Genomic DNA, 15,080 nt, shown 5'->3' on the forward strand with positions numbered 1-15,080 from the left:
AAGGTCGCCCGCGACCTGGCGGTCTGGTACCACCGCGCCTTCGGCAGGAACGCCGCGGAATTCAAGGCGGGGGCTTTCGTACCTCCGAAGGATCCAGCTGCGCCGTTGCGTGAAGTGCAGGCCGAAGTCCATCGCCTGAAAGCGGAGCTGGATACTGCCCGCCAGCAGCACGACCAGAGCCGGGCGCTTGCCGAGTTGAAACAACAAGAGGCCAAGCTCAACGCCGAGCTCGCCGAGGCGATGGACATCGAAGCGCGTGAACAGTCGGCGCTGGCAGTCCAACGCGAACAGGAACTGCAACGGCTGCGCCAGGACTTCGAACAACGCATCGCCAGCCTGCAACAGCCGGACACCGCCCGCCAGGCCGCCACCCAACAGGTCGCCGGGGCCACCCAGCAGGCCAGCAACAACTTCGATCTCAGCGAAGACCTTACCCGCATCCTCATCGACCAGCAGCTGCGCGAGGCCGGCTGGGAAGCCGACTCGCTCGACCTCACCCATGCCAAGGGCATCCGCCCGGAAAAAGGCCGCAACCTCGCCATCGCCGAATGGCCCACCAAGGCGCCACGTGCCAACGCCGACTATGTGTTGTTCGCCGGCCTCACGCCAGTCGCCATCGTCGAGGCCAAGCGCAAGCGGATCAACATCGCCGACCGGATTCCCCAAGCCGAGCGCTACGCGCGCGACTTTGTGATGCGTGACGAGCTGGCCCCCGCCTACCCGGCCACCACCTCGATCGCAGGCTGGCCCGATGGCCAGGGCGGCCATTTCCAGGTGCCGCTGGCATTCGCCTGCAATGGCCGTCCTTTCGTGAAACAGCTGGCCGAGCAATCGGGCATCTGGTTCCGCGACCTGCGCTCACCGGCCAATCTGCGGCGCCCGCTGCAGAAGTTCCACACGCCCGGGGACATCGCCGATCTGCTCACCCGCGATCGCGACCAGGCCGAGCGCGACCTGGCCCAGGAAGGCTTCGCCTACCTCAGCCTGCGCGACTACCAGCAGCGCGCGATCCAGGCAGTGGAAGGCGCGCTGGCATCAGGCGCACGCAACTGCCTGCTGGCGATGGCGACCGGCACCGGCAAGACGCGCACAATGATTGGCCTGATCTACCGTCTGCTCAAGGCCGAGCGCTTCCACCGGATTCTGTTCCTGGTCGACCGCTCCGCGCTCGGCACCCAGGCCACCGAGACGATGCAGGACATGCAGCTGGAGCAGAACCAGACGCTGGCGCAGATCTACAACCTCGATGGCCTGGACGACACCCGCACCGCCGATGAGACCCGCGTGCAGGTCGCCACGGTGCAGGCCATGGTCCGGCGCATTTTCCAGTCCGATGACCCGCCTCCGATCGGCACCTTCGACTGTATCGTCGTCGACGAGGCCCACCGCGGTTACACGCTCGACCAGGAAATGACCGACGGCGAGCTGGCCGTGCGCGACCACGCGCAATACCTGTCGCAATACCGCCGCGTGCTCGACTACTTCGATGCCTGCCGTATCGGCCTGACCGCCACGCCGGCCAAGCACACCACCGAAATCTTCGGCAAGCCGATCTACACCTACAGCTACCGCGAAGCGGTGGCAGATGACTGGCTGATCGACCACGAGCCGCCCATCCGCTACACCACCGCGCTAGGCAAGAACGGCATCCACTTCGATCGCGGCGAGCGCGTCAGCGTCATCAACACGCAGACCGGCGAAGTCGACACCGCAGACCTGGAAGACGAACTCGACTTCAATATCGAGTCGTTCAACCGGCGTGTGATCACCGCAGACTTCGACCGGGTCGTCTGCGAGCAGCTCGCCATCGAACTGGACCCGGACGGCGAGGAAAAGACCCTGATCTTCTGCGTCAACCAGCCCCACGCCGAACGCGTCAAGAACCAGCTGGACGAGGCCTTCAAACAGGTCCATGGCAATTACTACAACCAGGCCAGCGTCGCGGTGATCACCGGCAAAAGCGACAAGGTCGACCAGCTGATTCGCAACTACAAGAACGAGCGTTACCCCAATATCGCCATCACCGTGGACCTGCTGACCACCGGCATCGATGTGCCGCGTATCGCCAACCTGGTGTTCATGCGCCGGGTCCGCTCGCGCATCCTCTACGAACAGATGAAGGGCCGCGCCACCCGCCGCTGCGACGATATCGGCAAGACCGTGTTCCGCATCTTCGATCCGGTCGATCTGTACGCCGCGCTCGAAGACGTCGACACCATGCGTCCGCTGGTCAAGGACCCCAACATCAGCATCGAGCAGCTGGTCCACGAGCTCGGCCAGCAGCGCAGCTTCGATGCCCCCGGCAGCGACGGCGGCAGCCATGCCGACGACGCGCTCGACCAGTTGAGCCAGCGCATCATGCGCGTGCTGCGCAAGGCCCAGCATCGCGCCGAGCAGCGCCCGGACCTGCGCGACAAGCTCAGCGAGCTGGAAACCTCCTGGGGCGTGGCGCCGGCCGTGCTGCACACCCACCTGCACAAGCTCGGCGCGCGCAATGCCGCCAGCTTCCTCCGCGAACACCCGCGCCTGGTGGAGCAACTGGCCGAAGTGGGTGTACTGCTGGGGACGGACCGCTACCCGGTCATTTCCGAACACACTGACACCCTGCTCGAACGCGCACAGAACTACGGCGTCAACGAAGCCCCGGCCGATTACCTGGACAGTTTCAACGCCTTCATCCGCGAGCAGATCAATCAGTCCGCCGCGCTCAGCGTCATCGTCAACCGCCCGCGCGACCTCACCCGCGCCCAGCTGCGCGAGGTGCGCCTGCTGCTCGACCAGCACGGCTACAGCGAGGCCCACCTGCGCGGCGCGTGGCGCGACAGCACTCAGCAGGAGGTCGCCGCCAGCATCATCGGCTACATCCGTCGCGCAGCGCTGGGCGAGGCATTAGTGCCGTTCGAGCAGCGTGTCGACAAGGCCATGCAGGGCATCTATGCCCAGCGCAGCTGGACGCCGGTGCAGCGGCGCTGGCTCAAGCGGCTGGCCCAGCAGCTGATACACGAGGTGGTGATGGACCGCGACACCGTACAACGCAACTTCAGCGGCGACGGCGGCGCCCTGCAGTTGGACCGCCTGCTCGATGGCCGGCTGGACCAGATCCTGGGCGATCTGGGCGAGCATCTGTGGGATCAGACCGGCTGAGTCGGTGGTTCACACTGGCATATGAGCCGATTAGTCGGGATAATCGGCTCATCCAAAGAGCCAATTAATCCAGCCAATCGGCTCACCAATGTCCAACCAAGTAACCGAACCACGGCCCCGCTGGATCTGGCAGCAGCCCGACTGGCCCCGCTTCCACTGGCAGGCCGATGCCCTGGCGGCACTGCTGCGCGACTGCCAGCACGCCCACGGCCAGCTGCTCGGCATGGCCGGCGCGGTCGCCGGCGACCAGCAGGCCGCCGAAGCACTGGACACCCTGCTCTCCAACATCGTCACCTCCTCGGCCATCGAGGGCGAGCGGCTGGATGTCGGCTCGGTACGCTCCTCGCTGGCCCGCCATCTGGGCCTGGCCGAAGACAGCCCTCGCCGCACCACTGGCCGCAGCGAGGGGCTGGCCGCGCTGATGCTGGACGCCACCGGCCACGCCGACACCCCGCTGGACCTGCCCCGCCTGCTGCAATGGCACCGCTGGCTGTTTGCCGAACAGGACAGCCTGCTGCCCAGTCGCATCCGCATCGGCGCGCTGCGTGGCGATGAGCCGATGCAGGTCGTCTCCGGCCGGCTCGACCGCCCCACCGTCCACTTCGAAGCCCCGCCGCGCGACGGCCTGGACGCCCAGCTCGCCGCCTTCCTCGACTGGTTCGCCAGCTCGCGCACCGACGCCACGCTCGACCCGCTGCTGCGCGCCGGCATCGCCCATCTGTGGTTCGTCACCCTGCACCCGTTCGACGACGGCAATGGCCGCCTCACTCGCTCACTCACCGATCTCGCCCTGGCCCAGGCGCAACCGCAGGCGATCCGCCTCCATGCACTGTCGGCCAGCATCCTCGCCGACCGCAGCGGCTACTACCGCAGCCTGGAAACCACCCAGAAAGGCTCGCTGGACATCACCGGCTGGCTGCGCTGGTTCCTCACCACCCTGCACGACAGCCTGGTGCAGGCACTGCACCGCATCGATCGGGTATTGGCTAAAGCACGCTTCTGGCAGTTGCACCACGCCCAGCCGTTGTCCGCCGAACAGGTCAAGGTGCTCAACCGCCTGCTCGATGGCGGCGAGCGCGGTTTCGAACACGGCATCAGCGCCTCGCAATACCAGGCCGTGGCCAAGGTCTCCAAGGCCACCGCCACCCGCCACCTGGCCGACCTGCTGGAAAAAGGCTGCCTGCGCCGCCTGCCCGGCAGCGGCCGCAGCACCCGTTATGCCATCAACACGCCGGCCTCCAGCATCGCGCTGCCGGCCCGCACCACTTCAGAACAAGGCAGCACCCCATGACCCATAACGACATCGTCCAGAAACTCTGGAACCTCTGCGACGTCCTGCGCGACGACGGCATCAACTACAGCGACTACGTCACCGAGCTGGTGCTGCTGCTGTTCGTCAAGATGGAATACGAGCAGGTGCAGAACAATCCCAACTTCGAGCACAAGCTACCTGAAGGCAGCCGCTGGCCGGATCTGAAAAGCAAGTCTGGCCGCAACCTGCTCAACCACTACCGGCAGATGCTGCTGAACCTGGGCCAGAGCAGCGATCCGATGATCGCGGCCATCTACGCCGACGCACAGACCCGGCTCGAGGAGCCTCGCCATCTGAAAACCCTGATCACCGCGCTGGACGGGCTGGACTGGTTCAGCGCGCGCGAGGACGGCCTGGGCGACCTTTACGAAGGCCTGCTGCAGAAGAACGCCAACGAGACCAAGTCCGGCGCTGGCCAGTACTTCACCCCGCGCCCGCTGATCGATTCCATCATCCGCTGCCTGCAGCCGCAGCCCGGCGAAACCCTGCAGGATCCGGCCGCGGGTACCGCCGGCTTCCTGATCGCCGCCGATGCGTACATCAAGGCCAACACCGACGATCTGTACACGCTCGACGACAAGGCCCGCCGCTTCCAGCAGCACAAGGCCTATACCGGCATGGAGCTGGTGCCCGGCACCCGCCGCCTGGCGCTGATGAACTGCCTGCTGCACGGCATGTCCGGCGAAGGCGCCGGCGTGGTCCAGCTCGGCAACAGCCTCGGCAATGCCGGCGCCGCCTTGCCCAAGGCGGACATCATCCTGTCCAACCCGCCGTTCGGCACCGCCAAGGGCGGCGGCGGACCCACCCGTGACGACCTCACCTACAAGACCAGCAACAAGCAGCTCGCCTTCCTGCAGCACATCTACCGTGGCCTGAAGCCCGGTGGCCGCGCCGCCGTGGTGCTGCCGGACAACGTGCTGTTCGAGGCAGGCGTCGGTACCGAGATTCGCCGCGACCTGATGGACAAGTGCAACCTGCACACCCTGCTGCGCCTGCCCACCGGCATCTTCTACGCGCAGGGCGTCAAGACCAATGTGCTGTTCTTCCAGAAAGGCAGCGCCGCCAACCCGCGCCAGGACACCGGCTGCACGCAGGCGACGTGGGTCTACGACCTGCGCAGCAACATGCCCAACTTCGGCAAGCGCACCCCGTTCGGGCCGACGCATCTGAAACCGTTCGAGCAGGCCTACGGCACCGACCCCAACGGCGCCAGCCCACGCACCGACGAAGGGGAGCAAGGCCGTTTCCGTTGCTTCACCCGCGCCCAGATCGCCGAGCGCGGCGACTCGCTGGATCTCAGCTGGCTCAAGGACGCCGACAGCGTCGATGCCAATAGCCTGCCCGCGCCCGAAGTGCTGGCCGCCGAAGCAATGGCCGAACTCAGCGAAGCCCTGCGCGAACTCGACGCACTGATGCAGGCGCTGGGCGCCGGCGACGAAGCACTGGAACAGAAGCGGCTGCTGGCCGAGGTGATGGGGCTGGAAGTGAGCAGCGGCGAGGTGGACGGTGAGTGAGTTGCCGGCGGGATGGGCAGAAACAACCCTGGGGGCTATAGGAAGCGTCCAAAGCGGGATGGGTTTTCCCGTTGCAATGCAAGGACAAACGGATGGGGTGTACCCAGTCTATAAAGTTGGGGACGTTTCTCGCGGAGTACTGCTCGATAGAGGAATACTTCGCCGCTCAACGAACTACGTCGACGCAGAGGCTGCGGCAGCTCTGAAGGGGCACATTTTTCCTGAGGGCAGCATTCTCTTTGCAAAAATTGGCGAGGCGCTGCGCTTGAATCGGCGTGCGATAATCTTTCGCGAAGGACTTGCTGATAACAATGTCATGGGATTCAAAGCCGACCAAGGAATCCACGACGGCTTTCTGTATCACTTCCTTCGGACACAGGATCTCGCATCGCTGTCACGTTCAACTACGATCCCCTCCATCAGAAAAAGTGACGTCGAAGACATCACAATCGCCCTGCCACCGCTCGCAGAGCAAAAACGCATCGCGCAGAAGCTGGATGCGCTGCTGGCCCAGGTCGACACCCTCAAGGCCCGCATCGACGCCATCCCCGCACTACTCAAGCGTTTCCGCCAAGCAGTGCGCGCTTCAGCGTTGAAAGGCGATCTAATCTCTGACTCGAAGGAGGATTTCTCGGCATGGAATGAGTGCACGCTTTCTGATCTGGCCTCTGTCGAAACGGGCAAGACTCCTGACAGGAGCGAAGCCAATTATTGGCAAGCTGGATCGATACCTTGGGTCACCAGTGCAGCTACTGGATTGAGCTTCTGCAAAGAGGCAAAGGAATTCGTCACTCCGCTCGCGCTGCGCGAATGCAGCCTCAAACTCTTCTCACCGGGAACTCTTCTGCTCGCCATGTATGGCGAGGGAAAGACGCGAGGCCAGGTGACCGAGCTGAAGATTCAAGCTGCCTGCAATCAAGCCTGCGCTGCGATCAGCGTCAATGGCGAGTTGGCGCTACAGAGCTTCGTAAAGCTCAGGCTCGAGGAGAACTATGAAGCCATCAGAAAGATGGCTGTGGGCGGAAACCAACCGAATCTCAACCTTGGCAAGGTAAGAGAGATCCAATTTTCTCTCCCGTCGATAGCAACTCAAACTGAAATCGTTCGCCGCGTCGAACAGCTCTTCGCCTATGCCGACCAGCTGGAAGCCAAGGTCGCCACTGCCAAGCAGCGCATCGACGCACTGACCCAGAGCCTGCTCGCCAAGGCCTTCCGCGGCGAACTCGTGCCGCAGGACCCCACCGACGAACCGGCCAGCGTGCTGCTGGAACGCATCCGCACCCAGCGCGCCGCCGCGCCCAAACCAAAGCGCGGCCGCAAGGCGGCGACAAGCTGATCCGATCCATCCCATCCATCACAAGGAAGCGAACCCATGACCACATTCGACAGCACCAAACTGCCATTGAAGGACCTGCTCAAGGACGTCGTCCAGGGCAAGATCCAGTTACCGGACTTCCAGCGCGGCTGGGTCTGGGATGACGAACATGTGCGCAGCCTGCTGGTCAGCCTGGGGCGCTCGTTCCCGGTGGGTGCAGTGATGCTGCTGGAAACCGGCGGCGAGGTGCGCTTCCAGGTCCGCCCGGTGGAGAACGTGCCGCTGGAAGGACTGGCCGCGCCGGAGAAGCTGATCCTCGACGGTCAGCAGCGTCTGACGACACTGACCCAGGTGCTCAAGCTGTCCGGCCCGGTCAAGACCACCACCGACAAAGGCAAGCCGGTCGACCGCCACTACTACATCCACATCCCCACCGCCCTGGCCGGCCCGGACCGGCTGGACGAGGCCATCATCGCCACCGACGGCAGCCGCCAGCAGCGCAGCGATTTCGGCCGTAGGCTGGATCTGGACCTGTCCACGCGCGAGCTGGAGTGCAAACAGCTGTACTTCCCATGCTCGGAGATTCTGGAGGCGATGGGCTGGCTGCAGGACCTGTTCAAGTTCAACGCCGCTGCGCAGGCGCAGTTCTTTGAGTTCAAAGAAAAGGTGCTCGATGCATACAACGAGTACCAGATCCCGCTGATCGTGCTGAAGAAGGAGACCAGCAAGGAAGCAGTGTGCCTGGTGTTCGAGAAGGTCAATACCGGCGGCGTCCCGCTGTCGGTGTTCGAGCTGGTGACCGCCAGCTACGCGGCCGATGGCTACAACCTGCGCGACGACTGGTACGGCAGCGAGCTGCGTAAGGTGTCCTCGCGCTACAAGCGGCTGGCCAAGGAACCCATCCTACGCGGGGTGGAGAACACCGACTTTCTGCAAGCGGTGACCATGCTGCACACGCTGGAAAAGCGCCGTGCCGATATCGAGGCCGGCAAGACCGGCAAGCAAGTGGCCCCGGTCAGCGCCAAGCGCGCATCGGTGCTGGAACTACCGATGGATGCCTACAAGCGCTGGGCTGCCCCCGTTGAACAAGGGTTCCTGCGTGCGGCCAAGTTCCTGCGCCAGGAATGTTTCACTGCGCCACGCGACCTGCCTTACCGCACCCAGCTGGCGCCGTTGGCGGCGGTGTTGGCACTGATCGGCGCCGACGAGCACTGGCGCGAGCCGCGCATCCACCAGAAGCTGGCGCAGTGGTTCTGGTGCGGCGTGCTGGGCGAACTCTACGGCGGCGCGGTGGAGACCCGCATCGCAAATGACGTCGACGAGCTGCTGAGCTGGATTGAGCACGATGACCAACCGCCGCGCACGATTGTGGACGCCACCTTCCAGGTCGACCGCCTCGCCTCGCTGACCTCGCGCCTGAGCGCCGCCTACAAGGGCATCAACGTGCTGGTACTGCGCGAAGGTGCACAGGACCTGTTCTGGAAGTCGCGCATCCGCGACCTGGAGGCCGACGAGGTGGCGCTGGACATCCACCACATCTTCCCGCGCGACTGGTGCGAGAAGCAGAGTATCCCGCGCCGGCGCTACGACTCGATCATCAACAAAACGCCGATCTCCTACAAGGCAAACCGCATGATCGGAGGCTCAGCTCCCTCCAGCTATCTGGCCGCCCTGCAGGCCCACAAGCAAGTTCAGCTGGACAACGTTGGCATGGACGCGCTGCTGGCCAGCCATCGCATCCCGGTCGCCGCCCTGCGTGCCGATGACTTCGACAGCTTCTGCGCTCAGCGCCAGCAGAACCTCCTGGCGCTGATCGAGGCGGCAATGGGAAAGCGCGCTGCAGCGGTGGAGACTGACTGACAGCCATCTCTTAGAGCTTCGCCGCCGGCTCGTACTGCAGCGCCCCAGGGCGCTGCGTTTTCCAGCTAACAGGGTACGTATCGAAGACATCCGACGCCATGGCGCGCCTGCGGTTCGCGTAGACCACATCCGCGTGCACCGTACTCCAACTGTCTTTCGACGGCATTGAGGACGTCCTCCAGGTCGTGACTGGAAAGGAGGTCACTGTTGCCTCGGGGAGCGAAGGCTTCGAGCTTGGTCGCCACGAATGTCATCCGCGAGTCCGCTACCAATTCTGATGTGTGCGTTATGCGTGGGAGCGGCGCAGCGACGTAGTGAGCAGAGGCCGATCGCTTAGCAATCATGTGTCGGCCGTCTCGCCTGATCGCGGTCATGGCGCCGCTTCCACCCCAGGATCAAACTCCATCCCATTCCCCACCTGCTCCAGGCACTGCGGTGGGCGCTTGGGCAGGCGCAGCCAGTGCTTGGGCGGTTCGCCGTCGTGTTCGATGCTGCCGTGGCTGCGCCAGGCGCGGCCGGTGAGGTAGTTGATGCTCAGGCCGTAGGTGTCGCCGGTGTTGCGTTGGACGATGGAGCGGTCGTAGCCGATCAGGCGCAGGCAGCCGTCCTGGTAGCGGAAGCTGAAGCTGGTGTCGCCCATCTGCCAGGAGCCCATCGAGGCGAACTGAGTCAGGGTGACGATCAGTGCGCCGGCCTTGTCGATGCTGACTCCGCCGCCGCCGGCGACGCCGTCCTCGTCGAGCGCATCGTCCTGGTAGTTGGATTCGCGTCGCGGAATCAGCGCGTGGTCCTGGGCGATGGTGCGGTAGCCGCCGGCCGGGTCGGCCAGCGCGGCCACCAGCAGGCGGGGGTTGGTGTCCAGCGGTTCGGGGGTCAGGTCGTCGACCTGCAGCACGTTCGCCGGGTCGGTCATCTTGAGCACCAGCACCAGGTCGGGACGGCCGTCGCGATCCAGGTCGCCTTGCAGCCGGCGCTCCACTCGCCAGTCCTTGGGCACCAGCGCGTCGGCATTGCTGGTGTGGGCGGCGATGCGCGGGTACTGCACGTCCGGCACGGACGGCGCTTCCGCCTGGCAGGGCGATGTGCCGATGCCGAAAAAAACGATCGCCAGCCACGGCAGCAAGGCGACCGCACGACGATGGGCTTGCACGGAGATCGCCATCATTGGCACCACTCGAAGGGAACGGAACCGCATTCTGGCGCAAGCGGTGGGCGACCACCACTGAGTTTGCGTAGCCACCGCTGCGCCTAGAGCGGCCAACAAAACGGAACGAGCAGCCGTCAGGTGGGCGCGGACGGCGCGCAGGAACCGCAGTGTACGAGTGGTCCATGAGGATTCCGCGCATCGGCCGCGCCCGCCTGGCGGCTGCGCAGTCGTTTTGTTAGCTGCGCTTCGCCATGGGCATCAGCCCTGCCCTTGTCAGCAGCTGCGCGGCCGGCAACGGCGCTGGTGTGTGACGACACGCGGCTTACGATCGACGTCGGTCGTCCTGATGGCAGATCGATCAACGCACGCGTGCGACGGCTGCGAAGCCCTCGCAGCACCGGCTTACGGGGTAAGCCATGGGGCATCCGCTACCGCATCCGGCGCCAGACAGGCGCGGGATGCGGAGCGACGGAACGCCTCAGCCCTTGTGCTGCTTCAGCCAGGCGCGAATCTGCGGCAGGCGCTGCGCCCGCAGTTTGACGCGGGTCTGGATACCGGCGATGGCGGTGTCGGCATCGCGCCGCGAGGTGGGGGCCAGGTATTGCTCGGCATAGGCCTTGACCTTGTCGGCAGTCTCCAGCTTGACCGAGCTGCTGGCCAACTGCGGGAAATAGCGCGCGCGCGAGGTGGTGTCGATCAGGGTGTCCACCTGCTCGCGGTGCGCCAGGGCGAAGTCGAACGCCAGCTCGGGGTGCTCGCGCGAGACGCCGCGGATCATGCTGGCGGCGAGCGTGGCGCTGGGCTCCTTGCTCAGCGCCAGGTCCAGCGCACGCTGCGCCAGCGCGGGGTCCTGCGCCTGCGACAGCAGGCCGTAATACTGGTCGCGCAACATCGCCGAGGTTTCCTTGCGCGCCAGCGCATGCAAGGCGTCCCACTCGGCGCTGTCGGCATGGCGGGCAACGATGCCCAATACGGTGTTGCGTCCTTCCGGCGACAGCGCCTCCGGGTTGGCCTGCAAGCTCGCGAAGCGGTGACGCGCCTCGGCCACCACCTGCGCGTCGTCGAGCACGCTCAGGGCGCTCAGCATCGCGGCACGCAGTTGCTTGGTCTGCGCCGAGTCGTTAGGACGATCGTCCCAGCCGAGGGTGGCGAACTGCGGTGCCAGCCGCGCGCGTGCATACCGGCGCCAGGCGGCCTGTTGCTTGGCATCGCCATCGAACATGTCATCGATGCTGCTGAGAATGCCGGTGGTGGCCTGCCACAGGTCGGTCGGGCCACCCACCGCCACCTGCTCGGTCAACCCGAGCAAATCGGCCTCGGGCTGCTGGCCGACGGTCACCAGCGTGCCGGTGTCCATCAGCACGCCCAATTGGTCCACCACCGGCAAGCGGGAGAAACCGGCAGCCAGCGTCTTGAACTGCGCCGGCGCATAGCGGGTCACGTAGTAGCCCTTCTGGCCGGCATTGACCAGCACCGGGCCATCGCAGCCGGGCAGCTGCAGCTGTGCGCGGCCATCGACCAGCACGCGCACGGTGTTGCCGTCGGCGCCGCGCACGGCGACCGGTACATGCCAGTGCAACGGCGTCTTGCCGGGGCGATCGAAGGTGTATTCGCCCTGTTCCAGCGTCAGTTCGGTCTTGCCGCCCACGCAGCGGGTGCTGGCGTTGATCTGCGGCACGCCCGGTTGCAGGGTGAAGTCGTGCGCCACCTGGGTGAACTGCTTGCCCGGTGCCACCGCATCGAGCTGCTGCCACAGTGCGTCGGTCACGGCATTGCCGTATTGATGCTGCTGGATGTAGTTGTGCACGCCGGTGCGCCAGGTCTCGGCGCCGACGTAGTCTTCCAGCATGGCGATCACCGCTTCGCCCTTGTCGTAGGTGATCTCGTCGAAGGCCTGGCTGGCCTGTTCGACGGTGGCGATGTGCTGCACCACCGGGTGGGTGGTGACATAGGCATCGCGGCCCATCGCGCGACGGCTCTTGAAGGCCGCGGTGGTCTTGTCGGCATCCCACTCCGGATGCAGCTTGCTGGTGGTGCGCGCCTCCATCCAGTTGGCGAAGCCCTCGTTGAGCCACAGGTCATCCCACCACGCCATGGTCACCAGATTGCCGAACCACTGGTGGGCGATCTCGTGCGCGGCGGTGGTGAAGACGTTCTGCCGATCGTTGATGTCGGACGTGGCTGGATCCAGCAGCAGCGCATATTCGAAGGTGAAGATGGCGCCCCAGTTCTCCATCGCGCCGAAGAACTGGCTTTGCCCTGGTGCGGCCACGTTGTCCAGCTTGGGCAGCGGATAGGGAATGCCGAAATAGCCGTTGTATTCGTGCAGGACGTCGCGCGCCGATTCCAGCGCGTAGCGCGCCTGCTCGACCTTGCCGCGCTGGGCGACGACGCCGATCTCGGTGCCGTTGTCGCCCTTGACGGTCTCGCGGTCGAACTCGCCCAGGCTCAGGAACAGCAGGTAGGTCGACATCTTCGGCGTGGCCTGGAAGGCCACCCGCTTCAAGCCGCCAGGCAATGCGCTGGAACGCGCGATCGGCATGTTGCTCACCACCATCTGCGCGTCCGGCGCGGTGACCGTCAGGTCGAAGGTGGCCTTGTAGTCAGGCTCGTCCCAGGACGGCATGAAGCGGCGCGCATCGGAATTCTCGAACTGGGTGAACAGCGCACGGCGTTGGCCCTGCGCGGTGGGATAGTCCAGCGCGAACAGGCCATTGGCCTGGGTGTTGATGGTGCCCTGGTAATCGATGGTGAGGGTGTAGTTGCCCGGCGCCAGCGGCGCATCGAAGGCGAAGCTGGCAGTCTGCGCGTCGGCATCCAGGCTGATCTTTGCGGCGCGCGCCTTGCCCTTGCGCTTGCCCTGACCGTCGGCCGCACGCAGGCTCGCCTGCTGCAGCTGCAGGTTGGCCGCCTGCAAGACGATGCGATCGGTGGGCTGCAGCACCGCCAGGTCGATCGCCACCTTGCCGTCGAAGCGCATCGCATCGGCGTGCGGGGTGATCTCCAGCGCGTAATGGCTCGGGCGGGCGGTCCGCGGCAGTTGGGTGGTGACCGCCTGGGTCACGGCGGCAGCTGCGGGACTTGCCGCAGCCGACTGGGCGGTAGCGGACAGGCTGGCACTGGCGAGCGCCAGCGCGATTGCGGTCACCAGGATGGAGCGCATGAGAGTCCTAGACGGAAAACGACGGTGGAATCGCGAATGATGGCCTGCGTCACAATAAGCGAACACAGCCGGAAGTCATGGCCGGCGCGGGCAAACACGTCTCGGCCGCCTGCATGGTCCGATCTCTACGACCTGGATTCGCTTGCCGAGTTCCCGCTTCGCGCCCGGCGGGGAGGCCGGCGGCGATCGGCCGGGCCTGGAGGGCGGCAACGCGTCGCCGCGCTTCGGCAATCCCCTGCACCGCGTCAGCCGATGGCAGCGGCCAGGTCATGCCAGTTGCTGGAGTTGCGCCTTGCCAGGAAAGCCACGCACGCGGAAGCGCGGCGGATGGAAGTCCGGTTCTTGCTCCATCAGCTCGCCGGCCACCGCGACGAGCCTGTCCCAGTCCGCCACCACCACGTCCGCGTCGCGGTCGTCGTTGAGCGTGACCAAGGCGATGCGATCGGCCTTCGGCAAGGAGGTCTCGACATCGCGCGTCCAGGTTGCCAGCGAAAACTGCCGGCCGCTGCCGTCGTTCGCCTCGAGCACGCGAAAGGAAGCGACGAAGAGGTCGACCTGGTTCGCCTCGTGGATCTTGTCCAACAGCTCCTTCTGCAGGGAATAGGCTGGCGCATCCATCATTCGCTGCAGATCGGCCTGAAGACGCCGGTGCTCGGGCTGCGTCAGCGCGAAGGGCACCATCTGTCGGGCGTCATCGTAGGCGAACACCGCTGCGGAGATGCAGCGGCCGTTTTCGGCCGCTTGCAGGCTCAGTTCCAGCATGCCGGCCAGCGCGGCGTCGTCGCGGTCGCCCACCACCAGCAGGCAATCGCGGGTGGGCAGCATGAACAGCGGCCGCCCCTTCACCGGCACGCGCTGCAGCACGTCGGGCAGCAACACGCGGCTGGTGTCGTAGGAATCCTGCCATGCGCCACGGAAGATACCGGCGGCGACCTCGACGAAGCGATCCGGCGTGGCTTCGCGCAGATTGTCGTGGGCGATGGCCAGGGCTTGCTCGAAGGTGATGCCCCACGCGTCTTTCGGCCCAGCGACCAGGGTCGAGAGCGAATCGGGGCGATCGATCGCCAGCAGCTCGACGCAGCCCTCGCCCAACTCACGAACGGCGGCCGTGTACGGCGTCTGCCAGCCATGCTTGCGGACATGCTCCAGGCGCATTTCCTCCAGCATGCTGCGATGGCGCACGACAGGCATCAGCATCGGCCGCACCTGCTCCAGCGTCTCGATCCGGCGTTCGTCGCCTTCCTCCACGAACGCCGCGGCGTAGCTGCGCAACACCTCGGCGCGACGCTGGCGATCGGCTGTGCTGTAGTCGTGGTAGGCGTTGTGCAGATTGATCAGGCGCCCGTGTTGCGTCACCAGGCGGAATTCATCGGGCCGGTAGGCCAGGTCTTCCCGGTAACCCTGCGCGCGCAGCGCCTGCTCGAACAGCGTGGCGAATGCATCGGGGCTGGGCTTGCGCGTGAGCAGTTTGTCCAAGAGTGCGGTGAACATCAGCATCGTCCTTGCGGGAATGGTGTCGTACCTGGTGCGCGCAGCACGCTAGCACAGCCGTCGGCGAACAGCCCCAGCACATGCTTCGCAGGTGTTCGTTCGAGCAAAGAGAAGGCCCCTTGCGGGGCCTTCGT

The 15,080-nt window shown here is 65.4% G+C and carries 8 protein-coding genes and 1 other RNA gene; 5 read left to right on the forward strand and 4 right to left on the reverse strand.

Annotated elements, in window-relative coordinates:
• From hsdR to CKY51_RS13255, 5 genes are all read left to right on the forward strand, one after another.
• Positions 1 to 3,144: type I restriction-modification system endonuclease (gene hsdR / locus CKY51_RS13235; protein ID WP_152249348.1), on the forward strand; the 3,144-nt coding region annotated here is incomplete at its 5' end.
• Between the two features lie 88 nt (positions 3,145 to 3,232).
• On the forward strand, positions 3,233 to 4,435 hold the full coding sequence (locus CKY51_RS13240; protein WP_022974587.1) for a Fic family protein: 1,203 nt from the start codon (positions 3,233 to 3,235) through the stop codon (positions 4,433 to 4,435).
• Positions 4,432 to 5,970 carry a class I SAM-dependent DNA methyltransferase gene (locus CKY51_RS13245; RefSeq protein ID WP_022974588.1) on the forward strand — a complete coding sequence of 513 codons (1,539 nt, stop codon included), beginning with the start codon at positions 4,432 to 4,434 and terminating at the stop codon, positions 5,968 to 5,970. Before CKY51_RS13240 ends, CKY51_RS13245 begins: the two co-directional genes overlap by 4 nt.
• Positions 5,963 to 7,306 (forward strand): restriction endonuclease subunit S, encoded by a 1,344-nt coding sequence (locus tag CKY51_RS13250; RefSeq protein WP_152249349.1) that lies wholly within the window; start codon positions 5,963 to 5,965, stop codon positions 7,304 to 7,306. The genes CKY51_RS13245 and CKY51_RS13250 overlap by 8 nt, the downstream gene beginning before the upstream one ends.
• A gap of 36 nt (positions 7,307 to 7,342) precedes the next feature.
• Entirely contained in the window at positions 7,343 to 9,145 is a 1,803-nt protein-coding gene (locus CKY51_RS13255) for a GmrSD restriction endonuclease domain-containing protein (RefSeq protein WP_152249350.1), read from the forward strand.
• A gap of 370 nt (positions 9,146 to 9,515) precedes the next feature.
• Here the strand turns inward: CKY51_RS13255 and CKY51_RS13265 are convergent, their stop codons facing one another.
• The 4 genes from CKY51_RS13265 to CKY51_RS13280 form a co-directional block, all read right to left on the reverse strand.
• Positions 9,516 to 10,307 carry a hypothetical protein gene (locus CKY51_RS13265; protein WP_238319596.1) on the reverse strand — a complete coding sequence of 264 codons (792 nt, stop codon included), beginning with the start codon at positions 10,305 to 10,307 and terminating at the stop codon, positions 9,516 to 9,518.
• A gap of 93 nt (positions 10,308 to 10,400) precedes the next feature.
• A non-coding RNA gene (locus CKY51_RS13270) (sX9 sRNA) lies at positions 10,401 to 10,476 on the reverse strand.
• Positions 10,477 to 10,770: 294 nt separating this feature from the next.
• A complete protein-coding gene (locus CKY51_RS13275) occupies positions 10,771 to 13,455 on the reverse strand; it encodes a M1 family metallopeptidase (RefSeq protein WP_022974593.1) in 2,685 nt (894 codons plus the stop codon).
• A gap of 267 nt (positions 13,456 to 13,722) precedes the next feature.
• Positions 13,723 to 14,946, reverse strand: a complete 1,224-nt coding sequence (locus CKY51_RS13280; RefSeq protein WP_031340999.1) for a DUF1444 domain-containing protein — start codon at positions 14,944 to 14,946, stop codon at positions 13,723 to 13,725.
• Positions 14,947 to 15,080 lie beyond the last annotated feature (134 nt).

The sequence above is a fragment of the Xanthomonas maliensis genome (assembly GCF_009192945.1).
GTDB lineage: Bacteria > Pseudomonadota > Gammaproteobacteria > Xanthomonadales > Xanthomonadaceae > Xanthomonas > Xanthomonas maliensis.

Excerpts from the sequence above, each read along its gene's own strand:
- CKY51_RS13280 (WP_031340999.1), bottom strand. The coding sequence starts at position 14,946 with ATGTTCACCGCACTCTTGGACAAACTGCTCACGCGCAAGCCCAGCCCC.
- CKY51_RS13245 (WP_022974588.1), top strand. The coding sequence starts at position 4,432 with ATGACCCATAACGACATCGTCCAGAAACTCTGGAACCTCTGCGACGTC.
- CKY51_RS13265 (WP_238319596.1), bottom strand. The coding sequence starts at position 10,307 with ATGGCGATCTCCGTGCAAGCCCATCGTCGTGCGGTCGCCTTGCTGCCG.
- CKY51_RS13255 (WP_152249350.1), top strand. The coding sequence starts at position 7,343 with ATGACCACATTCGACAGCACCAAACTGCCATTGAAGGACCTGCTCAAG.
- CKY51_RS13275 (WP_022974593.1), bottom strand. The coding sequence starts at position 13,455 with ATGCGCTCCATCCTGGTGACCGCAATCGCGCTGGCGCTCGCCAGTGCC.
- CKY51_RS13240 (WP_022974587.1), top strand. The coding sequence starts at position 3,233 with ATGTCCAACCAAGTAACCGAACCACGGCCCCGCTGGATCTGGCAGCAG.